Consider the following 24,310-nt stretch of genomic DNA (forward strand, 5'->3'; position numbering starts at 1 on the left):
GACAATGGGGGCATGTGGCAGGCCCCCATTTCACACCACCTCTTCCTGCGAATTCGCCGATCCTAACCGCGCTCGGTGAGCGCCCGGAGGAAGAAACCGATATTGGCGGGACGCTCCGCCAGCCGCCGCATCAGATAGCCGTACCACTGGGTGCCGTACGGAATGTAGACGCGCAGCGCATGCCCGTCCTCGACCAGCCGGCGCTGTTCGGCATCACGAATCCCGTAGAGCATCTGGAATTCGAAATCACCGGGGCTGCGCCGATGTTCGGCCGAGAGCGCGAGCGCGGCCTCGATCATGGCCGGATCGTGCGAGGCGACCATGGGATACCAGCCGCCCCGCAGGAGCACGTCCAGGCAGCGCAGATAGGACGAATCCACCTCGGCCCGCCGCTGATAGGCGACGGTCTCCGGTTCCTGATAGGCCCCCTTGCACAGCCGAACCCGCGTGCCCGAGGTCGCCGCGTCCCGGCAATCGTCCTCGGCGGTGCGCAGATAGGTCTGCATTGCCACTGCCAGCCAGGGGAATTCGGCGCGCGCCTGCCGCACCGCGTGCAGCGTATCGCCGGTGGTGGTGTGATCCTCCGCGTCCACCGTCACCCACACCCGCGATTCGACGGCCTTGGCGCACAGCTTGTGCAGATTCTCGGCGGCGATGGCGGGCCCGTCAACCGCGATCGACTGCCCCAGCGCGGAGAGTTTGACCGATACCTCCACGCGCGGCACCGCATCATCCGCCCGCGCGGACGCGGGCGCTCCGGCGGGACCGGGCGGCGAGGTGGTCGGGCCGCCGGCCGTCACCGGCACCGCCCGATCCAGTTCGGCCAGCTGGTCGATGAGCGAAATGTATTCCGCCACAGCGGCATCCGCCATCGACCGCTCGGTGGTGTACTCACCGAGGAAGTCGACGCTGACCGATCGCCCGCTGGCCAGCAGTGCCCGCACCACCGGCCCGAGTTCGGTGCGGGTCTCCCCCGCCACGAACCGCCGCACCACCGCGGCGGTGATCGGGGTCGCGGTCACCGCCCGCTTCATCCGCGGCGAACCCGCCGCGGCGAGAATCAACGGCCGTAACGGATTCATCGGCACCTCCTGCTCGAAGCGGCCGCCGGCTTCACGGCGTATCCATATGCGGGTAGCGGTAATCGGCAGGGGCGACGAAGGCTTCCTTCACCGTGCGCGGGGCGACCCAGCGCAGCAGGTTGAGATACGACCCGGCCTTGTCGTCGGTGCCGGAGGAGCGCGCACCGCCGAAGGGCTGCTGGCCGACCACCGCGCCGGTGGGCTTGTCATTGACATAGAAGTTCCCGGCCGCGAATCGCAGTGCGGCGGCGGCCTGTTCGACGGCCTGGCGATCGCGGGCGAAAATGGCTCCCGTCAGGGCATAGGGCGAGGTCGAGTCCACCACGGCCAGCACATCCGCATACCCGTCCGGACTGCTGTCGTCGTAGACGTGTACCGACAGGATGGGCCCGAAGTACTCGGTGGCGAAGGATTCGTCACCGGGATCATCGCTGAACAGCACCGTGGGCCGCACGAAGAAGCCCTCACTGTCGTCGTAGACGCCACCGGCCGGGATGCCGACGCCCTGGTCCCGGGCCCGCTCGACGGCCGCGACATTCTTGTCGTAGGAACGCCGATCGATCACCGCCCCACCGAAATTCGACAGATCCGCGACATCGCCGTAGGTGAGCTCATCCACCTCGGTCAGGAAGTCGTGCCCCATCTTCTGCCATACCGACTTGGCGATATAGGCGCGCGAAGCCGCCGAGCACTTCTGCCCCTGATACTCGTACGCGCCGCGAATCATGGCGGTGCGCAGGGCATCCGGATCGGCGGAGGAGTGCGCGACAATGAAATCCTTGCCGCCGGTCTCGCCCACCAGACGCGGATAACCGTGGTACCGGCTGATATTCGCCGCGACGCGCTGCCACAGGGACTGGAAGGTCGGGGTCGACCCGGTGAAGTGGATGCCCGCCAGGCGCGGATCCTCCAGCGCCACGTCCGAAACCCGCCTGCCGTCACCGGTGACCAGATTGATCACGCCCGGCGGCAGGCCCGCGGCCTCCAGCACCTGCATGGTGTAGTACGCCGAAAGCGTCTGTGTCGGTGAGGGTTTCCAGACCACGGTATTGCCCATGAGCGCCGGGGCGGTGGGCAGGTTTCCGGCGATGGCGGTGAAATTGAACGGCGTGATGGCGTAGACGAACCCCTCGAGGGGCCGGTAGTCCATCCGATTCCAGACACCCGCTGACGATTGCGGCTGCTGCTCCAGAATCTGCCGGGCGAAGGCGACATTGAAGCGCCAGAAGTCGACCAGCTCGCAGGGTGCGTCGATTTCGGCCTGCTGCACCGATTTCGACTGTCCGAGCATGGTCGCGGCGGCAATGGTCTCGCGCCACGGCCCGGCCAGTAGGTCCGCCGCCCGGAGCAGGACTGCCGCGCGTTCGTCGAACGGCAGCGCCCGCCAGGCCGGGGCGGCGGCGTTCGCGGCTTCGACGGCCGCGCTCGCCTCCTCGTGTGTGGTGTCGGTGAAGGTGCCGAGCACATGGTGATGCCGATGCGGCATGACTATGTCGGCACGTTCACCGGTACCGGGTTGATGTTTGCCGCCGATCACCAGCGGCACGTCGACGGATCCTGCGGAGATTTCGGCGAGCCTGCCCGTCAGCAGTTCACGTTCTCGACTACCCGGTGCATAGGTGTGCACCGGTTCGTTTGCGGGGGCAGGGACAACCGTGACAGCGTCCATATCCCAGGCTATCGCGAACAACACGACCGCTGGGGTGCAGACGCACCGAAACTTCTGCGGTTACTTCAGATCTGTCGCGATGATTTTCTCGATATTGCGCTCTGCCAGCGCCGTAATGGTGACAAACGGATTCACCGTGGTCATGCCCGGAATGAGCGATCCGTCGATGACGTACAGCCCCGGATAGGAGGTGAGCCGCCCGTAGTTGTCGGTGGACTGGTTGATCACGCAGCCGCCGAGCGGGTGGTAGGCGAAGTCGTCGCCCCAGGTCTTGTACGTGCCGAACAGGTCGGTGCGGTAGATCGTCCCCTCCTTGCTGTTGATCTTGTCGAAAATGCGCTTGGCCGCATCGATACCCGGCTGATTCCAGGCCGTCTGCCAGTTCAGGTCCACCCCGCCGCTGCCGGAGTTGTAGCTGAACGTGCCGCGATTCGGGTTCTTGGTGATCGCCAGGTAGAGGCTGGCGAAGGTCTCGATCCCGGCCGGGAACGGCGATACCTCGGCGAACGCCGGACCGCCGGCATCGGCCCAGTTGTCGATGCCCAGACAGGGAATACACGATTGCAGCGCGCCCGTCGCGTCCCAGGCCTGATTCTGCCGCGCCACCATGACATTGCCGTTGTTGCCCCAGCCGGTGCCGACCGAATCCGGCAGATTGGGCAGCTTGCCCGTGGCCTTCTGGGTGACCAGCAGCTTGCTGGTGCCGACACTGCCCGCCGCGAAGAAGACCCGCTGCGCCACAATGTTTTTGGTGGCCACGGTATTGCCGCTGGTATCGATCTGCTTCATGGTCACCTGGTAGCCGCCGGTGGTCGGCGCGACCGCGGTGACCATGTGCTGCGGCGTGATGCCGACCTTGCCGGTGGCGACGGCGGCGGCGAGGTAGGTCTTGTCCAGCGACTTCTTGCCGAAGTTATTGCCGTAGATGACCTCGGCATTGAGCGCCGACCGGGTGACGGTGTTCGCCTGCTCCTGCTTCATGTAATTGAAGTCGTAGACGTTCGGCACGAAGGTGTACGAAAACCCGGACCGCTGCGCCTGTTTGCGGCCCACCCGCGCGAACTGATAGCAGTCCGCAGTCTCGAACCAGGTCTGGTCGATCTGATTGACCCCGAGCGCGGTATTGGCGCGCGGGTAGTAGGTGCCGTACATCTCGCCCGCGTCCACCGACGGCAGGATGCTCGCGAAGTTCTCCTGCTTCGGCGTCACCGCCATGCCGCCGTTGACCAGTGAGCCGCCGCCGACGCCGCGGCCCTGATAGACCCGAATCCCGCTGAACTGCTCGGAATCCAGCACACCGGTGTAGCTGCTGATGGACTTGTTGTAGGGCGCGCCCATGAAGTGATTGACCGGCTGATCGGTCTCGGTGCGCAGCCAGAACGACCGGCCGTCCGGATTGAGCATGTTGCAGAAGACTTTTCCGTCGGAGCCGGCCTGCGACCACGACATGCCCTTCTCCACAATCGCGACATCGACCCCCGCCTGGGCCAGCCGCAGTGCAGCAACCGCTCCGCCATAGCCCGAACCGATGACCAGCACCGGAACTTTGTCCCCATCGGCCAGCTGCTTGGTCGGCAGCGCCTGCGCCGGGGCCTTCGTGGCGAGTACCGCGGCGCCCAAAATGACACCTGTTGCAGCTAGAAAACCCCGACGGCTGACATTACTGCCGAACTGGCTGCTACCAGCGTTTTCATAGACAAATCCGCGCATGGATCGGCTCCTCATCGAGACCTAGGTGGGAACCTGTTATACGAACTGTGAAGTGCCTGTGTGTCACTTTTGCGCAAAACTGAACACTTCGATCGGCGAGTCGACAAAGCGTGTCGCGCAACACATCAGCGAATACAAAACCGGGGTTCTAAAAGGCGACAACTGATTTCGCGAGGTCCGGGTAACTCACCGGGTACGTCCAAAATGGTTTCGGCTCTCAACCGCAGGCACGCGTGCCCAACGGGAAACGGCTCCAAGGCCGTGCGCAAAAGTTCCAGAGAGGTGGAACAGCGACCCTGACGGGACTCGAACCCGCGACCTCCGCCGTGACAGGGCGGCGCGCTAACCAACTGCGCTACAGGGCCATGCTTGATGTCGAAGCAAAACCACCGGGCCTTGCAACGCGGTAGACGTTAGCACGACCCGGTGGGCAAGAGTAAATCAGCTGGTCAGGCGTTCAACCGCCGCGGCGATGCGTTCGTCGGTGGCGGTCAGCGCGATCCGCACATGCTGTGCACCACGCGGGCCGTAGAACTCGCCGGGCGCGGCCAGAATGCCGCGTTCGGCCAGCCAGTCCAGGGTGGTGCGGCAGGGCTCGTCCCGGGTCGACCAGAGGTACAGTCCGGCCTCCGAATCGTCGATCCGGAACCCGGACTCCAGCAAGGCCTTTCGCAGCAGCTCGCGGCGGGCACGGTAGCGCTCGCGCTGCTGCGCCTCGTGCGTATCGTCGCCGAGGGCCGCGGTCATGGCGGACTGGATCGGGAAGGGCAGCATCATGCCGGAGTGCTTGCGCACCTCGAGCAGTTCCGCGATCAGCGCCGGATCACCGGTGACGAAACCGGCGCGATAGCTGGCCAGATTGGAAGTCTTGGACAGCGAGTGGATGGCGAGCAGTCCGGTGTGGTCGCCGTCGCACACCTCGGGATCGAGGATCGAGACCGCGCGGCCCTCCCAGGCCAGGCCCAGATAGCACTCGTCGGAGGCCAGGACCGCGCCCCGCTCGCGCGCGAACTCGACCACCTTGCGCAGATGTTCGACGCCGAGCACCTTGCCGGTCGGATTGGACGGCGAGTTCAGGAAGATCAGCGCCGGGCGCTCCGGGCCGATCTGAGTCACGCTGTCCGCCCGCAGGATTCGCGTGCCCGCCAGCAGCCCGCCCACCTCGTAGGTCGGATAGGCCACCTCGGGAATCACGACCAGATCGCCGGAGCCCAGCCCCAGCGTGCGCGGCAGTCCGGCGATCAGCTCCTTGGTGCCGATCACCGGAAGCACCGCCTCCGGCGCCACGCCGGTGATCCCGAACCGCCGCTTCAGTGCTGCGACAACAGCTTCGCGCAATTCGGGGGTGCCGTGCGTGGTCGGATAGCCGGGCACCGCGGCCACCGCGGCCAGGGCCTGCTGGATCAGCGGGTCCACCGGATCGACCGGTGTGCCCACGGAAAGATCCACCAGGCCGCCCGGATGCGAAGCTGCCTTCGCCTTCACGGAAGTGATGGTGTCCCAAGGGAAATCGGGTAGTAGCGCACTCACCCGGCCACGCGCGACCAAGACCTACTCCGCGGCCATCGGGGGTAGCGCCGCGATGAACGGCACGTCGAAGTCCACCTTGCCGACCTTGGTCGCGCCACCCGGCGAACCCAGATCGTCGAACCACTCGACATTGGCGCTGATGTAACCGCTCCACTGATCCGGAGTGTCGTCCTCGTAGAAGATGGCCTCTACCGGGCACACCGGTTCACATGCACCACAGTCCACGCACTCGTCCGGTTGGATGTAGAGCATGCGCCCACCCTCGTAGATGCAATCTACGGGGCACTCCTCGATGCACGCCTTATCCTTCACGTCAACGCACGGTTCAGCGATGATGTACGGCACTGCCGTTCTCCTAGTCTGTCCTCACATGCGGGATAGTCCGCCCCGCCGAAACATTATCCCGGCGGGTACACGTTACTACTGGTCAGCCTGTCCTAACTTCTGGTGACCATTGTGCTGTATCTTCTGCCTCCGCTTCGCTGCGGCGGGGTCGTGGCCCTGTTACCCGGTTCTTCCCTCCCTGCGCTCGCCGCTGCGCGGCATTGCTCCGCTCAGTCCAGAACCGGGCGGGCCACGACCTTGAGGTTTATACCCCTGGAGCTCAGCCGACCGTGAGTGCGACCGGGGGGCGGTGCGGCGGGACACCGTAGGTGGTGGTGCGCTGGCGGGCGGGGCGGCCGATGCCGGTGGCGATCTCGGTGAGTTCCTCGATCGTTTTGGCGGAGCCGTGTTCGGAGCCGGCCATGCGGGAGATGGTCTCCTCCATGAGGGTTCCGCCCAGATCGTTGGCGCCACCGTTGAGCATGAGCTGGGTTCCCTTGGTGCCGAGCTTGACCCAGCTGGTCTGAATATTGTCGATGCGGCCGTGCAGCATGATGCGCGAGAGCGCGTGCGCGGCCCGGTTGTCGCGCACGGTCGGGCCCGGGCGCGAGGCTCCCGCCAGGTACAACGGCGCGCTCTGATGCACGAACGGGAGCAGCACGAATTCGGTGAAACCACCTGTCTCGTCCTGGATTCCGCGCAGCACGCGCAGATGCCCGACCCAGTGCTTCGGATTGTCCACGTGGCCGTACATCATGGTCGAGCTGGAGCGGATGCCCAGTTTGTGCGCGGTGGTGATGACCTCGATCCAGGCCGAAGTGGGCAGCTTGCCCTTGGTGAGCACCCAGCGCACCTCATCGTCCAGAATCTCGGCGGCGGTGCCCGGAATGGTGTCCAGCCCAGCCTCTTTCAGAGCCGCGAGCCAGTCGTGAATGCTCTGCCCGCCGCGTGAAGCACCATTGACGACCTCCATGGGGCTGAAGGCGTGCACATGCATGCCGGGGACCCGCGCCTTGATCGCGCGCACCAGATCCGCATAGCCGGTGACGGGCAGCTCGGGATCGATGCCGCCCTGCATGCAGATCTCGGTCGCACCCTCGACATGCGCCTCCCAGGCGCGGTCGGCGACCTCCGAAGCGCTCAGCGTGAAGGCGTCGGCATCACCCTTGCGCTGCGCGAACGCGCAGAAGCGGCAGCCGGTGTAGCAGATATTCGTGAAGTTGATATTCCGGTTCACGATGTAGGTGACATCGTCGCCGACCGTATCGCGGCGCAGCTGATCGGCCAGCGCGGTAATGGCTTCCAGAGCCGGGCCGTCGGCGGTGGCCAGGGCCAGGTACTGATCGTCGGTGAGCCCGGCCGGATCCTTCTCGGCGGCGTGCAGCGCGGCCAGCACGTCGGAGTCGAAGCGTTCGGGCGCGGCAACCGCGAGCTCCTTGACCTGCTCGCGAATGGTCTCCCAGTCGCCGAACGCGCCCAGGCCGTCACCGGCCAGCGCGGAATCGCTGCGCGATTCGGTATTGCGGCCCTCGGAGTCGATGGCGGTATTGAGATCGACCCGGCCGACCGACTCCCAATCGTGGTCCGGCTCCTGCCAGGGCAGCCCGACCGGATTCACATCCCGGGCCAAGCCCGTCGCCGGATCGGCCAGCGCCGCCACATGCCCGGAGACGCGCGGATCGATCCACGGGTGGCCCGCCTGGACATACTTCGGGTGCACCGTGAGGCGCTGGGTGAGCACAAAACCCGCATCGGCGGTGACCTGCTCGAGGGTCTCCAGATTCGGCCAGGGCCGTTCCGGATTCACATGATCGGGGGTGAGCGGCGAGACGCCGCCCCAGTCGTCGATGCCGGCATCGATGAGCGCGCGGCATTCGGCGAGCGATACCAGATTGGGCGGGGCCTGAATCCGCATCTTCGGGCCGAGCAGCAGCCGGGCCACGGCGATGGTGGCGCAGAACTCCTCGAGCCCCGCATCCGGGGTATCGCGCATGGCGGTGTCGCGCTTGGCCAGGAAGTTCTGCACGATCACCTCCTGCACATGCCCGAAAGCCTTGTGCGACTTGCGAATCGCCATGATCGACTCGGCGCGCTCGGTGAGGTTCTCGCCGATGCCCACCAGAATGCCGGTGGTGAACGGCACCGAGAGCCGGCCCGCATCGGTCAGCGTGCGCAGCCGCACCGCCGGATCCTTGTCCGGGCTGCCGTAGTGCGCCTGGCCCGGCTCGGTGAACAGGCGGGTGGAGGTGGTCTCCAGCATCATGCCCATGGACGGGGCCACCGGCTTGAGCCGCGACAGTTCGGCCCAGCTCATCACGCCCGGATTCAGGTGCGGCAGTAGGCCGGTTTCCTCGAGTACCCGGATGGACATGGCGCGCACATAGTCGAGGGTGGAGTCGTAACCGCGCTCGTCGAGCCACTGCCGGGCCTCCGGCCAGCGCTCCTCCGGGCGGTCACCGAGGGTGAAAAGCGCTTCCTTACAACCGAGTTCGGCGCCCTGGCGGGCGATCTCGAGAACCTCGTCGGGCTCCAGGTACATGCCCTTGCCCGCGGCGCGCAGCTTGCCGGGCACGGTGACAAACGTGCAGTAGTGACACTTGTCCCGGCACAGATGAGTGAGCGGGATGAATACCTTGCGCGAGTAGGTGATCGGCAGCGTCTCGCCCGCATAGCCGGTCTCGCGCAGTCCCGCATCGCGCACCCGGGCCGCAGATCTGCTCAGATCTTCCAGGTCGGCGCCGCGCGCCTGCAGCAGCACCACCACCTCGTCGAGGTTGAGCGTCGCGCCGTCGCGCGCCCGCCGCAACGCCCGGCGCATCCCCGAGGGGCTGGGCGGAGCCGGTGGGGTACTCGGGTTCGGTAGATCCGTCACGCTCTCGATCATGCGCCATCCATCCGGCTGATCCGACTCGGGTGCCATAAGGGTTGGCAACCGGGCGCCACGGCAGGCTATTCCACCGTCGCCCCCGCATATCCTCGCGCACCGCGGCGATGATCGCCGGATGTGACATGGCCGATGGGACAAAACCTTGCGGGGGCCTGGCGGCTCTTCTAAGGTCATCCGCCACGATTACTCGCATCATTCGATTCGAATATTCGCACTGGACGTTTACAGAAAGCGGGAATCCGTGTTCGAAAGACTCAGCCGCGCCACCGTCGTCGCCGCGGCCGGTGCGACGCTCCTGCTGACCGTCGCCACGAGTCCGGCCTCGGCCGCCTTCGGACCGCTACCACCCGCCAACCCGTATCTGGGGCCGGTCGGCACCGCGACCATGCACGGTGATGCCGAATCCTCCGACTCGACCCCGCTGCCCGGACCCGGCACCGGCGGTATCAATGCCGACTTCCACGAGGAGGCCGCCGCCTGCCCGACCATCCTGCAGGGCGCGGACGGTTTCCCGCAGGCGCTGTGCACCAAGATCACCGACCGCTCGCCCGAGGTGCTGCTGCTCGACCCGAACAGTGGAAATACGCTCGCCACACTGGATCTCACCAAGGGCAGCCTGCTCGGCGGCGTGTATGCCTACCTGGACGAGCAGAACCGCATGGTCACCGTCGACGGCAGCGGCAATCTGCTGCGCATCGGGCACCAGCGCGGCGGCGACGGGTCCTGGACGCTGTCCATCGCATCGAAAACACCTGTGTCGCAGGCGGTTACCGCGCACTGCGGCGGCGGATCCTGCGATGAGGTCGCCGCGGTGACGCCCGACTACGACGGGCGCGTCTGGTTCGCCACCGACAATGGCGCCGCCGGTTACGTGGATCCGGCCACCGGCGCGGCCCGCGCCATCGAACTCGCGCCCGGCGAAACGGTGGCCAACTCCATCTCCTCGGCGCCGCAGGGCGTCTCCATCGCCACCGATCACGCGCTCTACCAGCTGAACACCGACTCCTCGGGCAATCCGCAGATCCTGTGGCGGCAGCCCTACGATCGCGGCCCCGCGCGCAAACCCGGTCAGCTGAGCTGGGGCACCGGCGCCACCCCCACCTTCTTCGGACCCGGCAGCGGCACCGAATACGTCGCCATCACCGATAACGCGGCGCCCAAGGAAAACCTGCTGGTCTTCGACACCGCCACCGGACACAGCGTCTGCTCGGTACCGGCCATCGACGGCACCGAGAACTCCCCCATCGGCTCGGGCAACAGCCTCTTCGTCGCCAGCACCTACGGCTACCCGTACCCGCAGCTGCCCGCGAACGCCGGCCCGAGCCAACCGGCCAGCGCATCCTTCACCGGCGGCATGACCCGCATCGACGTCACCGGCTCCGGCTGCTCGGTGGTGTGGACCGATACCGTTCCCTCGGCCGCGGTCCCCCGCCTCTCGGTAGCCGACGGCAAGATCTATACGGTCGCCCGCTACGGCGCACTCGGCTCCGGCAGCGCCGGCCTGCTCCCCAGCGGCAGCGCCGGCGGCGTAGCCGACACCTACAAATTCACCGTCATCGACGCCGCCACCGGCACCGTCGACAGCGCACAATCCCTGGGCGCCACCACAGTTCAGGACACCCTCCAAATGGTCGGCACCATCGCCCCCGGCCGCGTGCAATACCAAGGCACCCTGAGCGGCCTCTTCCGCATCACCCCCCGCTAGCCCCCGCCACGGGTGTGCGGTGTCGATGGGGGGTGTGGGTGCGGCAACTGCCGCGCTGGGGGGCGGAATCGTGAAAGCATGGCGGGTATGTCCGATCGTCCCGCCTCAGGCGACACCCGCACCGCCTCCGGCGAGCTTCGCACCGCCCCGGGCGGCATCATGGCGGACCCGGCCTGGCATCCGAGTCCGCGGGCCAAACTGCTGTGGGCAATCAGTGCCACGCTGTCGTGGATCTTCCCGTTCATCGCGCTGATCATCTGGATGATCGTCGATCCGCCGCGGCGCACGGCGCAGGTGTGGATCCTCGGAATCGCGGTGGTGGCAGCCGCATTCAGCATTGTGGCGGTGCCGCTGTGGCGGTATGCGGTGCATCGGTGGGAGATCACCGATGAGGCCGTGTACACGCGGACCGGGTGGTTCACGCAGGAGAGCCGGGTCGCGCCGATCAGCCGCGTGCAGACGGTGGACACCTACCGGGGACCGCTGGAGCGGTTGCTCGGACTGGCCACCGTCACGGTGACCACCGCGTCCTCCGCCGGGGCCGTGCACATCAGCGCCCTGGAGACCGAGGACGCCCGGCGCACGGTCACCCAGCTCACCGAAATCGCGGCCCGGCATCGCGGAGACGCGACATGAGTCATCCGCCCGGCCCCGATCCCGCACCGTCCTATGCGCCATCTCCCTATGCGCGTCCGTCCGATGCGCAACCGACCTATGTGTCCCCGTCCGATGCGCAGCCGTCCCATGCGCAGCCGTCCCATGCGTCCCCGGCATTCCCGAGCTCGGCGGCCGCACCCGGCGCTCCGGAGGCCGAGTCCTGGCAGCGGCTGGATCGGCGCATGCTGCTGGTGCATCCCATCACCGAACTCATCCGCTATATCCCGGTGCTGCTGGCGACCTTGATCGCCGGTGCGCGCAGCGACAGTCCGGTGTGGAGCCTCGGCGTGGTCGGGGTCATCATCACCTTCGCGCTCACCCGCTGGTTCACCACCACCTACCGCATCACCCCGGACAATCTGGAACTGCGCACGGGATTGTTTCAGCGCAAACGGCTTTCGGTGCCGCGCACTCGGGTGCGGTCGGTCGATGTGGAGGCCGATCTGCTGCACCGGGTGCTGGGATTGGCGGTGCTGTCCATCGGCACCGGCCAGCAGGCCGAGCGCAAGGACCGGTTCCGGCTCGACTCCCTCGACGCCCGACTGGTGCCCGCGCTGCGCACCACACTGCTCGAGCACACTCAGATCGGATCGGAACCCGCTGCCGGACAGCAGGTTACGGAATCAGGTGAGCACCACACCGTCGTGCTCGGGAAATCGGCCACCCCGGCCCCCGAGGCCAGGCCGCCGGTGGAAATCGCGCACTGGCAGCCGGACTGGGTGCGGTACGCCCCGCTGTCCCTGACCGGATTCGCGATCATCGCCCCGATCCTCGGCCTGGCGTTCCAGTACGGCTTCGCGAAGGTCATCGTCAATTCCGACGCCGTACAGGGATTGGAAGACGGTGGCGCACAAGCCATTGCGCTGGCGATCGCCGCGCTCCTGGTCTTCCTGGTGCTGTTCGTCAGTCTCACCGCCTGCGCCCGCTACCTCGCCACCTACTACGGGCTGCGCGTCATCGACGACGGCAGCACCCTGCACATTCGGCACGGCCTGTTCACCACCCGTCAGATCACCCTCGATCTGGCCCGGCTGCGCGGTGTCACCGTCAACGAGCCCCTGCTGCTGCGCCTGGCCGGGGCCGCCGAACTCGAAACCATTATGACCGGCACCAAATCTCGCCAGAAGATTCTGCCGCAGGCGCCGCGCACCGCGATCGATCGCACCGTCGCGCATCTGCTCGACTCGGGCGCCGATCTCGACGCCCCCAGCCCCGCCGCGCCACCGCCGGTGACCGCCGCGCTGCTCCCGCACGGACCGGCCGCACAGCGGCGGCGCTTCACTCGCGCCTTCAGTCCCCTCGCGCTGATCGCCGTCGCCCTGATCGCGGCATCGCTTGCGGGCGTGGATATTCCGGCCTGGCCGTGGGTGCTGCTGGCCGTGGCCGCCGTCCTGGCCGCCGCGCTGGCCTGGGATCGCTACCGCGGCCTCGGCCATGCGGTGATTCCCGCCGCACACGGCAATCCCACCTGGCTGATCACTCGCAGCGGCTCCCTGGATCGCGACCGCGATTGCCTGGAGGGCCCGGGCATCATCGGCTGGACGGTCAAGCAATCCTGGTTCCAGCGCCGGGCCGGGCTGGCGACCATCACCGCCGCGACGGCCGCGGGCAAGAAGCGCTATCACGTGATCGACATCCCCTTCGAGCAAGCGTGGCCGCTGATCGAGGCCGTCACTCCGGGTCAGCTCGGAACGCGCTGAGCCACAATGCGCAGAACACGAACGAGGCCCGGCACAGGATCGAATGATCCACTGCCGGGCCTTGATTCGCGCTAGGAGGTGCTTCGGTTCAGCCGTTCACCACTGGCCGGGGACGTAGTCGCCGCCGGCCATCCCCGCGATCACATTGAGACGGTTCCAGGCATTGATCGTCGCGATGAGGGAGATGAGCGCGCCGATCTGGTCGTCGTCGTAGGACTTGCGCACCTGCGCCCAGGTGTCCGCGCTGATGCCGCGGCTGTTGTCGGCCAGCCGGGTGCCCTCCTCGGTCAGCGCCAGGGCGGCGCGCTCGGCCTCGGTGAAGACATTGGACTCCTGCCAGGCGGCGATCAGGGCCAGACGCACCGGGGTCTCACCGGCGTGAACGGCATCCTTGGTGTGCATGTCCAGGCACATCCCGCACCCGTTGATCTGGGACGCGCGGATCTTCACCAGCTCCTGGGTGGCCTTGTCCAGCGGGGATTCGTCGATGACCCGGGCCGCGGTCACCAGGCGCTTGTTGAACTTGGCGGCGATCTCGTTCTCGTACAGGGCGAAGCGGGTCATGGTCTGCTCTTTTCTGGTTCGTTGTGCGGCTACAACAGGTCGACGGCGCAGCCTGCCGAGGTGTGACATCGGCAGTAATGTGGGCGTGGTCACACCTGCGATCGAAGCGTGCGACCCCTCCGCGATGTAACTGCCAATTCACCTGCCATCCAGAGACTTTGACCAGTTGACAGCGCCCAAAAGTGAGCGCACATTCCGGTGCTGTGGTAGAAATCACCGAGAATTACGAAGGGTGGATTCGTCATGGAACCAACAGCCGAACAGCGGGCCGCGCTGGGCCTGATCTGCGATACGTTCCTGCCCGGAGACGGGCTGACACTCCCCGCGGCGACGGAGCTCGGGGCGGTCGACACCATCTTCCGGATCCTGGGCCGCAATCCCCGCGAGGCGGAGCAGAAGCAGCTCGCCACCCTGCTCGGACTGTGGGACTCACGGCTGACGGGCCTGCTCACCGGCAATGGCCTGCGGCGCTTCTCGACCCTGACCCAGGAGCAGCGGGAGGCGGCGCTGCTGCGCCTCGGCGACTCCCGGCTGGCACCGGTCCGCGCCGTCTTCCAGGCCCTCAAGGGTGCGTCACTGCTCGCTTACAACGTCACCCCGGGCCCGACCGGCACCAACCCGCTGTGGAAGGAAATCGGCTACCCGGCCCCGGCCGGCCCCCTGCAGACCGCGCCGCAGCCCGCCCTGACTCCCCTGCGCTTCACCGAAACCACCACGCTCACTTGCGATGTCGTTGTCATCGGCTCCGGTGCGGGCGGCGGTGCGGCGGCGGCGGTGCTCGCCGCGGCCGGGCTCGACGTGGTGGTGCTGGAGCGCGGAAACTATTACGACGACCGGGATTTCGGCGGCGGTGAGCTCGATGCCCTGGCCAGTCTCTACGCACCCGGCCCCGCGGGCTCGGCCGAAGGCCAGATCACCCTGGTCGCGGGCAGCTGCCTGGGCGGCGGCACGGTCGTCAACTGGAGCACCTCGCTGCCCACCCCCGACAGCGTCCGCCAGGAATGGGCGGAGCTGGGCGCGAAACAGTTCGCCGAGGACGAATACGGCGATGCGCTGGCGGTGGTGCAGCAGCGGCTGGGAGTCAACAGCAACCACTCGCCGCTGTCGGCGCGGGACGGCGTGCTGGAGCGCGGCGCACAGGCGCTCGGCTGGGATATCGATACCCTGCCCCGCAATGTCACCGACGCCTGTGATGCCGGAATCGAGTGCGGTCGTTGCGGTTACGGCTGCCGACTGGGCGCCAAACAGTCGGTCAACAAGACCTGGCTCGCCGACGCCGCGACCAAGGGCGCACGCTTGGTGGTCGATGCCGATGTGCGCCGGATCGAGGTGAAAAACGGTCGCGCCGAGACGGTTTCGGCACGCACCGCGGGCGGCGCCGAGATCACCGTGCAGGCCCGCGCGGTGGTGGTGGCGGCCGGCGCCATCCAGACGCCCGCGCTGCTGAAGCGTTCCGGGTTGCGCAACAAGAACATCGGCCGCCATCTGCGCCTGCATCCGGCCGCGGCGGTCTTCGGCGTCTTCGACGAGGAGATCCGGCCGTGGGAGGGCGGGCTGCAGACCCGCATCAGCCGGCACCACGCCGATCTGGACGGTAAGGGCTACGGCGTCATCTACGAGACCGGGCCGATCCATCCGGGCCTGGGCACCGGTTTCATGAACTGGCGCGGCGCGGCCGATCATCGAAACACCATGCTGGACTTCGCACGCTCGGATGCCATCGGCATCATCACCCGGGACCGCGATTCGGGCACCGTATCGGTGGGCGGCGACGGCGAACCCATTGTGAAATACCGGCTCTCGGACTACGACGCCGCCCACCTGCACACCGGAATCACCGGCGCGGCATCGATTCTCGAAGCCGCGGGCGCGCGCCGCATCTTCTCCGGACATCAGGCCGGGGTGTCCTACGAGCCGGGCGTGCGCGGTTCGCACGCCGAGTTCGACGCCGCCTGCAAGCGCGCCGGTTACGGTCCGGGGCAGTGCGCGATGGGCGCACTGCACATTATGGGCTCGGCCCGCATGGGCGGCTCCCCGGAATACTCGGCCACCAACCCCGACGGCGTCACCTGGGATGTCGCGAATATCGTCGTCGCCGACGGCTCCAGCTTCCCGACCGCACCCGGTGTCAATCCGATGGTGTCCATCGAGGCCATCGCCTATATGAACGCCACACGACTGGCGGCACAGTTGATATAGCGATCAGAGCGATCTGATGCCCGCCAGCACCGCGTGCAGCAGCCCCATATCGGAGCTGTTGCCCGTGGGCACCGGCGGTGACCGGTACACCAGCCGCCCGTCGTCGACCAGATCACCGAGCAGCACCTTGGCCATGGTCACCGGCAGCCGCAGATGCGCCGCCACCTCGGCCACCGAAAGCGGTGTGCGGCACAGCCGGACGATGACGGTGTACTCGGGTTCGGTGCGCCGCAGCGCCATTCCCGGATACGCATCGGCCACCAGCGTGGTCAGATCCAGCTCCGGTCGTTCGACCCGGCCGCGGCCGCGGGTCACGGCGTAGAGGCGGACCAGCGGTCCGGCATCCTCCTCGTACCAGTGCTCTCGCGGCTCGTTCATGGCCGTTGCGGACTGCCCGCATGATGACGCGGGTCCACCGACAGGTGCGTGCCGACCCGCTGCACCGTCTGATTCATCCCGTAGGCCACCAGGCCCATATCAGCCGTCTCCGCGGCCAGCAGCGCCAGGCAGGCATTCTCCCCGGCCGCGGTGATGAACAGCACCGCCTGATCGAGTTCCACCACGGTCTGGCAGACCCCGCCGGCCCGGAAGTGCTGACCGGCGCTGCGCGCGAGACTGTGCAGCGCCGAGGCCATCGCGCCGAAACGCTCGGCATCGGCACGCTCCTGGCCCTTCGAGAAGCCGAGCAGCAGTCCGTCGGTGGACAGCAGCACCGCCGCCTGCGCGTCGGGCAGTCCGCTCACCAATTCATCGAGCAGCCAGCCGAGGTCGATTCGCTGGGAGGTGGTCATTGTGGTCCCTTCTCGGATTCCGGGCGCACCTGGCGGCCCTGCCGGGTGCCCTTCGCAATGGCGCTCATGAGATTGCGCGCTTCGTCGGGAGTGCGCTGGCGCGGCGGCGCGGAAACCGGGGGTGCGGACACCGGCGGCAGTGCATCCTCCTGCGGGCCGCCCGGACGGTTCCGGCGCGGCAGATGCGGCCGGTCGCCCAGCTCCTGCGGGAGCAGCGGTACCGGCGGCAGTGCGACCGGGGCGGGAATACCCACGAGGGTGGAAATCGTCGCCAGGCTCGGATCGGTGATCGGGCTGCTGGGCACCGGCGCCCGCAATGCCGGGAAGTGGTCCGAGCGCACGGCATTCGACCACGCGGGCGCCACCTCCAGCACGTTCGGACCGCCGCCGGGTATCTCGGCGCGCGGACCCGCGACCTCCATGAGCACGGACGGAATCAGCACCACCGCCCGCACGCCGCTGTACACGGACTCGGCCAGGCGCACCGTAATACTGTGCCGCCCAGCAAGTTTCGCGACCACGAACAGTCCGAGCCGGGTATTGCCGGACAGCGTCGCCACGCTGAAGTCGGGCGGATTCGCCAGCACCGCATTGCGTTCGGCGTATTCGGCCTCCGTCATACCGAGACCCTGATCGATGACCTCGACGGCCAGACCCCGGCCGACCACCACCGCCGACACCGTGACATGCGATTCCGGCGGGGAACAGGCCGTCGCATTGTCCATGAGCTCGGCGAGCAGGTGAATCACATCGGCGACGGCATGGCTGGCAATGCGCACCTCGGGCAGCCGCCCGGTCTGAATCCTGGTGTAGTCCAGGCTTTCCGCCACCGCGCCCCGGACCAGATCGAGCAGCAGCACCGGATTACGCCAGCGGCGGCCGGGCTGCTCGCCACCGAGAATGATCAGATTCTCGGCATTGCGGCGGGCCCGGGTCGCGAGATGGTCCAGCTGGAACAGCAATTCGAGCTGATCGGCGTTCTGCTCCTCGCGCTCGGCCCGGTCCAGCAGGGTGAGCTGCCGATGCACCACCACCTGGCTGCGATGCGCGATATCGAGGAATACCGCATTGCTGCCGGCCCGGGTCTTCGCCTCGGCGACCGCCGCCGACACCGCCGCGATATGGGCGCGGTTGAAGGCATTCGCCACGTGGCCGAGCTCATCGGTGCCGAAGTCCAGCCGCGACACCTCGGCATTGATATCGACGTCCTCGCCCTCGCCCAGTTTGCGAATCAGCTCGGGCATGCGCTCATCGGCCAATTGCAGGGTGTCACGGCGCAATCGGCGCATCCGCGCGATGAATCGGTTGGCAAGCAGCAGGGCCGCCACGAAAGCGATAGTCGCGATGAGCAGTACGGCCGCACCGCCGAGCAGCGAATTGCGGGTGGCGTCATCGCCCTGCTTGCGGGCGATGACGTGGGCGTCGCGGCTCTGGTCCTCCCACAGCTTCTGCAATGCCGCATTGATCTGCCCGGACGCCGTCTGCCATGCGGCCACACCGAGGGGCAGCGGGGTGGCGGCCTTCGGCGTCGTCCGGTCGTGGGGTTTCGCCGAACTGTCGGCAGTGCTGTCCGCGTCGGCATCGGTCACCGGGCCGCGCAAGATCAGCGCATCCTGCATGGAGGTGACCTGCTGCCACGCCGGATCACCGGTGATGGCGGTCAGCTGCGCGAGCCGCCTGCCCTTCAGTACTGACGCGGAATAGGCCACCTCACTGCGGAATTCGCCCACCCGATTGCTGAATTCGAGCAGCTGGGCCGCGGGCATCTCACCGGTCGTCAGGGCCACCGCGCCGATGGTGTCGGCCTGCGAGAGCGCCTCCGCCGCGCGCAATTGCTCGACGGCGTAGCCCAGCTCGATGCCGATCTTGGCCTCCGGCGCCACCCGGGCCGCCACCATGGAGGCGGCGACAATGGTGCCGATCACCTGCGTGAAGAACCCGAAGACCTGATCGGCCGGCATCTGCCGCGAATCGACGCCATTGCGCAGGACCGGCACCATCTCGAAGAGCTTCTGGAAGCCCGCGATTTCAGCGGCGGCGCCATCGGGATTGAGTGCGCGGGCCGCATCGCCCTTGGCGACCATTGCCGCCAGCGCCGCATCGGAGTGCTGACGCGCGCCGACCAGGGCCTGCACGGCGTCATCGTCACCGGCCAGCAGCAGCGCGGACAACCGCCGCTCCTCCTCCAGCGCCGACACCATGAGAATCGCCGGAGCCGTGGTGCTGCTGGCCAATTCGGCCCACTGCTTCGATTCCCGAGCGGATTTCACCAGATAGACGGCCGCGCCGCCGCCGATGGCCAGCAGCGTGACACTGGAGATGAGCACGATCCCCATCAGCCGGACCCGGACGCTCACCCAGCCGCGAACACCGCGCCCGCCCGAATCAGATGTCCTGCCCAGGGAATTGCGCAGGTTCCGCCAGCTGCCCACAGTGATACTTCCCGCTCCCGAACGCCGTGGCGCCCCACTTCATGCCACACCGCCGGAAATGAGCGATACGTCACGCTTCCTCGTCGAGAGAGTAACGGAAACATCCCGAATCGACTACAGGTTCAAATCATCTCGACAAACTGTTGACTTCACACGCCAAAGTTTGCGCGAATCACCGTGTGCGGGTCGCGCTCTCGCTTGACCGCCCGCAGCCGATCGACGGTTACCGCATCGAATGCCGAGGTGGCGGACTCCCCCGCGGCGAGGAACGTATAGGGCTTCGCGCCGCTCACGTGCGCCCCGAGCGCTTCGACCACCGCATCCTGCTTGGCGGACACCGCATCTCGCAACTGCGGAATGCCGAGGCCCAGCAGGTACAGCAGATACGGTTCGGCTACCGGCCCGCGCGCACCCGAACCCGGCCGGCTCAGCGCGCCGCCCAGATGCCGCACCTGAATATTGAGCAGCGGCGCAACCGGCTCGGCCAGAATCACTTTGAGCGTCGCCTCGTCGAGGTCCGTGAGCAACTCGGCCCGGGAGACGGAGGGGCTGGGCGTGGTCGGCTCGGCGGAGATATCACCGAGGTTTCCCGTGGACATGGCGGCGCGGGTATCGGATGCGGCCCCACCCAGCCGGTCGATGACCGCCACCAGCTCACGGCCCTGCTCGGCGGCACCCAGGTAGGCGACATCGAGCGCCACCATTTCCGGGGCGTTCGGGAACTGGAAGCGGTGGAACCACACCGTCAGCTCGTCCGGAGCCTGAGAGGTCAACTCGCGGAACGCGTCCCAGACCTCCGGCAGGCGCTCGCCCGGCCACACCACGCGACCGCCGTACAGCTGCGGCGCCGGGAACAGTTCGAATTCGAGTGCGGTCACCACCGCGACATCACCGCCACCGCCGCACAGCGCCCAGAACAGTTCCGGATCGCTGCTCAGCGTGACCCGGGCCGGCTCGCCCGCGGCATCCACGATCTCGAAGGCGCGTACCGCATCCGAAGCCCAGCCGTATTTGCGGCCGAACCAGCCCAGACCGCCGCCCAGCGTGTAGCCCGTCACGCCCACCACCGGATTGCTGCCCGCCAGACCGGTCAGGCCGTGCTCGGCGGCCGCCGCCTGCACCTGCCCCCAGTTCGCGCCCGCGCCGACCCGGGCGAGCCGCTGCGCCGCATCGATCCGCACGGTATCGAGCCGCCCGGTGCGCAGCAGGATCGCGGTATCGATATCGCCGGTCGCGCCGTGCCCGGTCGGCTGGGTCGCGACGGCCAGTCCCGATGCCCGCGCGAACCGCACCACCGCGGCCACGTCATCGGCGTCGGCGGCCTCGACCACCACCGCCGCCCGCTGCGCGATCGCGGTATTCCACGGGGTGACCGCCTGCTCGAAATCCGCGTCGCCGGGCGCCAGCACCCGGCCTCGGACCGCACTGCGCAATTGTTCGAAAGCCATGGTCATTCCTCGTTCCTGATCAGCGTGCCGTCTCCGAGCGCTGCGGCGCACGGCCGGTTCAGCGCGATTCGACAGGCTGACGACGCAGGCCCGAAAAGTGTGACACCGGCCTACGACAGAAACGGCGACCGCTAGCGAGCGGCCGCGATCTCGTGCGCGTAGCGCGAGGTGGCCCGCCAGTACAGGTACAACCCCGCCGGCAGCAGCCCGCAGATGAGCAGCGCCATGGTCGGCCAGTCGCTCATGAGCATGATGTCGCCGCCCGGACCGGAGCTGGCGCACACCAGGAAGCCGAGGGTCCACACGGTCAGCGGCATGATCATGACGGCGGTACGCGTACTCACCACGGACATGCCCGCCACCAGCAGCACATTCACCACCGCCGCCGCCAGCGCCGTCAGCGGCAGTGCGATGGCGCCCGCGGTCGTACTGGTCGAAGCCAGCGGCGCGGCGGCCGCCAGCAGCGGCGCACTCTCGTGCACGGTCGCGTGCCCCGCGTAGAGCGGCAGGTAGAGCACCTCGAGCACCAGCGTGATCAAGGCATCGACAGTCAGGAACAGCGCGATGGCCGCGCCCACCCACCTATCGCTCGTGCGCAGTCCGACGCTCGCGTCATCACCGGTACGAGCGCTGACGGCGGCCGTCACGACACCGGCGGGAAGCCGAGCAGGGTCAGCAACTGGCTCTGCATATCGACGAAGCCGTACAGCACCGTCAGATACAGATCGTGCTGTGCCTGGAAATTGGGGCGCTGGCTCTCGACGAACGCCGCGATCGCATTCTGCAGATCCCAGTTGTACATGGAGGTCAGTGTCTCATCCCGGTCGACTGTGAAACATACGTGTCGGACAATCCGGCGAACAGGTCGTGCTCGCGGCCGTCCGCGCCGGGCTCACCGCGCCGGCCGCGGACCAGGATGTAGTGCTCCTCCGGGAGGACGGGCTGGGCGATATCGTTCGACAGCGCGAACTCGCGGCCGGACGGCGCCACCGTCACCTGGGTGGCGTGTGCGCGCAGGGCGGCCCGCTTGGCGGCCAGGGCATCCGCGATGTCCACCGTGGTGGTGACGGATTCGTGTGGCACACAAGCCAATTCGCCCTCGTGCGGCAATCGCCAGCCGGGCGGCAGCGCGCCCGGCAATTGATCGACGGTGCGGCGCTTCAGCGCTTCGGTATGCATGGCGAGGGTGGCGCTGTCGGTGACGGTCCAGTAGACCTTCGGCACCTCCCACCCCAGCTCGACAGCGGAATCGACTGCGGCCATGGTGATTTCGTGCGCGCGAATATGGTCCGGATGGCCGTATCCGCCGCGCGGGTCGTACCCGACCACCACGCTCGGGCGCAGCCGAAGAATGATCTGGACCAGTGCCTGCACCGCCCTGTCGCCGGAGTTCACGAAGGCTCGGGGATTGCTCGCCGACGGCGTCCCGGCCATACCGGAGTCCCGCCAGCGGCCCGCACCGCCCAGCAGTAGCGGCGGCGCCGCGTCCAAAGCGGCCAGGGCCCTGGTCAATTCGAGAATGCGATAGCCGCCGAGCTGATCGGCCTGACCGGCGACCAGTTGCGCCCACTGCTCCCCGATGACCTCACCCTCTTCGCCCAGGGTGCAGGTCACCACGGTGACCGGCACACCGCGCCGGCGATAGTGCGCGATGGTGCCGCCGGTGGTGATGGATTCGTCATCGGGATGGGCGTGCACCAGCAGCAGCCCACCGGTTTCCGGCGCGGTCACGGCAGCCGGTGCCAGTTCGCGGCGTCGGCGAAGATGCCGATCTGGATGGCGCCGCTGAGCGAGGCCCCGTCCACCCGCGGTCCGGCCGCCGCCACCTGGGTGTCCTGCACGATGGGCAGCACGGTCGCCAGATCCCACAGCTTCGGCTCCGAATCCCCGATCACCTTGCCGACATCGACACCGCGCAGGGCGGCGTCGATACCCGGCTGCAGCGTCGGATCACAGACACCGGACAGATTCGAGGGCGACTTCTTCGCCGCATCCGCGACGGCGGTATCGCTGCCGGGGGCATCGGGCGCCACCACCGGCGGGCAGCCGTAGCGCGAGGCCAGCACGGTCGCCGGATCGGCGCCCGCCCGCTCCCAGCCCACAATGGCGTCCACGCCGGGATCGGTATCGTCCTTGCCGTACAACTGCGCGGCCGCGATGCTGCGCACATTGACATCGATTCCGGCACTGCGTAATTGGTCGGCGGCGGTATTGGCGACCGCGAGCGTGGAATCGTCGCCCTCCACCGCGCCGATCCGAATCGTCAGCGTCTTACCGTTCTTGGCGATCGGACGCGGTTGCGGCGCAGGCGAAGTCGGCGACTGGGTGGCGGGAGTCTCGGGCGCGCGGCCGTATCCGGCCTCGTTCAGCAGCCCGAACACCTCGTCGGTACCGAGCCGCGGCGGCGAGGTCGGCACATAACCGGGATCCGACGGCGCCAGCACCTGGGCGCGCACCGGCTCCACCCAGCTGCCGGTCTGCGCGCCGACGGTGGCCAGCAGCACCGGATCCAGCAGGCCGAGCACGGCCCGCCGCACCCGGATATCGGCCAGATCCCCGACCCGGCCGTTGAGCACCAGCTGCATTTCCCGCGATTGCGCCATCACGGCGGTCCGCACCGACGGGATGGCCGCCAGCTGCGATTGCAGCGCGACCCCGCCGTGCACGAGCGCCATCTGCGCATCCCCGACCCGCAGCGATTCGGCCACCTGCGCGGGAGTTCCACCGCGCCGCAACAGAATCTGATCCGGCACCGCGGGCTTGCCCCAGTACCGGTCATTGCGTTCGAGCAGAATCTCCTCGCGACCGCGATCGGCCTGCTTGATGCGGAACTGCGCGCCGGACACCCGAATGGTGTCCATCAGGCCCTGCTCGAATCCGGAATCCTTGACCAGATGCTGCGGCAGCAGATCCGCGAACAGCTGCCGCCAGGCCGGGTACTCCTCGCGCATGGTGACGGTGACGGTCTTACCGCCCGCCGAGGAGCTGATATCCGAAATGAGCCGGTACCCAGCGGGATCCACCACACCGGGCTGCGTGATCATCTGCTGCCAGAGGTATTTGAAATCCTCCGCCGCGATGGGGGCGCCGTCGGACCAGGACGCCTCGTTCTTGATCTGATACGTGATGGTGAACGGTTCCTGCGAGGTGACATCCGCGGACACCATGAGCGCCGGATCCAGCACCCAGTCGGTACCGCCCGGCACCGCCGGCGTGGGCGCCGGCCGGAAGGGGCTCGGCAGCACCATCGACGACACCGCGGCCGCCGCCGGCGACTGCTGCGAGCGCAGATGCGGATTGAACCCGATGCCGATGTCGTCCACCGCCACCACCACGGAATTGCTCCCCGGCTTGGCAGGCTGCGTCTTCGGACTGTCGGTGCTCTCGATGGGCGGAGGCGGATTCGCGGTGCATCCGGTCGCGACCGCCAGCAGGGTCGCAACCATCACCAACACCGCCCGCAACGATGCGCGCACCCGGGGCCCCGTCTTCACGTTCGGCACTCTACTGGACCCACTTCTCTCCACCTGTCCACCGACCCCACCAGAGATCTGGCCCTCCCCCGAACGCCCAAAATCCCCCCGCCCCAAGTTCGCGGCCCGCCCCGTTCTG

The 24,310-nt window shown here is 67.7% G+C and carries 19 protein-coding genes and 1 tRNA gene; 4 read left to right on the forward strand and 16 right to left on the reverse strand.

Annotated elements, in window-relative coordinates; all coding sequences use genetic code 11:
• Positions 1–62: 62 nt before the first annotated feature.
• The 7 genes from ABZX86_RS02385 to ABZX86_RS02415 form a co-directional block, all read right to left on the reverse strand.
• Positions 63–1,082: a proline dehydrogenase family protein gene (locus tag ABZX86_RS02385; RefSeq protein ID WP_355119197.1), complete on the reverse strand. Its 1,020-nt coding sequence runs from the start codon at positions 1,080–1,082 to the stop codon at positions 63–65.
• A 31-nt stretch (positions 1,083–1,113) separates the two neighbouring features.
• Positions 1,114–2,751, reverse strand: a complete 1,638-nt coding sequence (pruA, locus tag ABZX86_RS02390) for an L-glutamate gamma-semialdehyde dehydrogenase (protein WP_355119818.1) — start codon at positions 2,749–2,751, stop codon at positions 1,114–1,116.
• Positions 2,752–2,811: 60 nt separating this feature from the next.
• Positions 2,812–4,461: a GMC oxidoreductase gene (locus tag ABZX86_RS02395; protein WP_355119199.1), complete on the reverse strand. Its 1,650-nt coding sequence runs from the start codon at positions 4,459–4,461 to the stop codon at positions 2,812–2,814.
• A 291-nt stretch (positions 4,462–4,752) separates the two neighbouring features.
• Positions 4,753–4,826 (reverse strand) — tRNA-Asp (locus ABZX86_RS02400).
• 76 nt (positions 4,827–4,902) lie between these two features.
• Positions 4,903–6,009 (reverse strand): succinyldiaminopimelate transaminase, encoded by a 1,107-nt coding sequence (dapC, locus tag ABZX86_RS02405; protein ID WP_355119201.1) that lies wholly within the window; start codon positions 6,007–6,009, stop codon positions 4,903–4,905.
• Positions 6,010–6,012: 3 nt separating this feature from the next.
• On the reverse strand, positions 6,013–6,336 hold the full coding sequence (gene fdxA / locus ABZX86_RS02410) for a ferredoxin (RefSeq protein ID WP_327141967.1): 324 nt from the start codon (positions 6,334–6,336) through the stop codon (positions 6,013–6,015).
• Positions 6,337–6,595: 259 nt separating this feature from the next.
• Positions 6,596–9,199, reverse strand: coding sequence for a bifunctional FO biosynthesis protein CofGH (locus tag ABZX86_RS02415; protein WP_355119203.1), 2,604 nt, complete (start codon positions 9,197–9,199; stop codon positions 6,596–6,598).
• A gap of 244 nt (positions 9,200–9,443) precedes the next feature.
• On the opposite strand from ABZX86_RS02415, the gene ABZX86_RS02420 reads away from it, so the two are divergent.
• The 3 genes from ABZX86_RS02420 (at position 9,444) to ABZX86_RS02430 (ending at position 13,264) form a co-directional block, all read left to right on the forward strand.
• The gene (locus tag ABZX86_RS02420) at positions 9,444–10,907 is read left to right on the forward strand and encodes a hypothetical protein (protein WP_355119205.1); all 1,464 of its coding nucleotides are present in this window, start codon (positions 9,444–9,446) and stop codon (positions 10,905–10,907) included.
• A gap of 159 nt (positions 10,908–11,066) precedes the next feature.
• Positions 11,067–11,543: a PH domain-containing protein gene (locus ABZX86_RS02425; RefSeq protein WP_355119820.1), complete on the forward strand. Its 477-nt coding sequence runs from the start codon at positions 11,067–11,069 to the stop codon at positions 11,541–11,543.
• 203 nt (positions 11,544–11,746) lie between these two features.
• A complete protein-coding gene (locus tag ABZX86_RS02430) occupies positions 11,747–13,264 on the forward strand; it encodes a PH domain-containing protein (protein WP_355119822.1) in 1,518 nt (505 codons plus the stop codon).
• A gap of 96 nt (positions 13,265–13,360) precedes the next feature.
• On the opposite strand, the gene ABZX86_RS02435 is transcribed toward ABZX86_RS02430, so the two are convergent.
• Entirely contained in the window at positions 13,361–13,828 is a 468-nt protein-coding gene (locus ABZX86_RS02435; RefSeq protein WP_327141971.1) for a carboxymuconolactone decarboxylase family protein, read from the reverse strand.
• A 243-nt stretch (positions 13,829–14,071) separates the two neighbouring features.
• Between ABZX86_RS02435 and ABZX86_RS02440 the strand changes: the two genes are divergently transcribed.
• Positions 14,072–16,027 carry a GMC family oxidoreductase gene (locus tag ABZX86_RS02440; protein ID WP_355119207.1) on the forward strand — a complete coding sequence of 652 codons (1,956 nt, stop codon included), beginning with the start codon at positions 14,072–14,074 and terminating at the stop codon, positions 16,025–16,027.
• Positions 16,028–16,030: 3 nt separating this feature from the next.
• Here ABZX86_RS02440 and ABZX86_RS02445 read toward each other — a convergent pair whose 3' ends face one another.
• From ABZX86_RS02445 to ABZX86_RS02480, 8 genes are all read right to left on the reverse strand, one after another.
• The gene (locus tag ABZX86_RS02445; protein ID WP_355119209.1) at positions 16,031–16,405 is read right to left on the reverse strand and encodes a DUF742 domain-containing protein; all 375 of its coding nucleotides are present in this window, start codon (positions 16,403–16,405) and stop codon (positions 16,031–16,033) included.
• Positions 16,402–16,818, reverse strand: coding sequence for a roadblock/LC7 domain-containing protein (locus ABZX86_RS02450; protein ID WP_355119211.1), 417 nt, complete (start codon positions 16,816–16,818; stop codon positions 16,402–16,404). The genes ABZX86_RS02445 and ABZX86_RS02450 overlap by 4 nt, the downstream gene beginning before the upstream one ends.
• Positions 16,815–19,175, reverse strand: a complete 2,361-nt coding sequence (locus ABZX86_RS02455) for a nitrate- and nitrite sensing domain-containing protein (RefSeq protein ID WP_355119213.1) — start codon at positions 19,173–19,175, stop codon at positions 16,815–16,817. Before ABZX86_RS02455 ends, ABZX86_RS02450 begins: the two co-directional genes overlap by 4 nt.
• Positions 19,176–19,399: 224 nt before the next feature.
• A complete protein-coding gene (locus ABZX86_RS02460; RefSeq protein WP_355119215.1) occupies positions 19,400–20,704 on the reverse strand; it encodes an FAD-binding protein in 1,305 nt (434 codons plus the stop codon).
• 125 nt (positions 20,705–20,829) lie between these two features.
• Positions 20,830–21,345, reverse strand: a complete 516-nt coding sequence (locus ABZX86_RS02465; RefSeq protein ID WP_355119217.1) for a hypothetical protein — start codon at positions 21,343–21,345, stop codon at positions 20,830–20,832.
• Entirely contained in the window at positions 21,342–21,500 is a 159-nt protein-coding gene (locus tag ABZX86_RS02470; protein ID WP_327141978.1) for a hypothetical protein, read from the reverse strand. Before ABZX86_RS02470 ends, ABZX86_RS02465 begins: the two co-directional genes overlap by 4 nt.
• Before the next feature lie 5 nt (positions 21,501–21,505).
• Positions 21,506–22,429 (reverse strand): N-acetyl-1-D-myo-inositol-2-amino-2-deoxy-alpha-D-glucopyranoside deacetylase, encoded by a 924-nt coding sequence (mshB, locus tag ABZX86_RS02475; RefSeq protein ID WP_355119219.1) that lies wholly within the window; start codon positions 22,427–22,429, stop codon positions 21,506–21,508.
• Entirely contained in the window at positions 22,426–24,144 is a 1,719-nt protein-coding gene (locus ABZX86_RS02480; protein WP_355119824.1) for an ABC transporter family substrate-binding protein, read from the reverse strand. Before ABZX86_RS02480 ends, mshB begins: the two co-directional genes overlap by 4 nt.
• Between the last annotated feature and the right edge of the window lie 166 nt (positions 24,145–24,310).

The organism is Nocardia sp. NPDC006630, from assembly GCF_040611495.1.
GTDB lineage: Bacteria > Actinomycetota > Actinomycetes > Mycobacteriales > Mycobacteriaceae > Nocardia.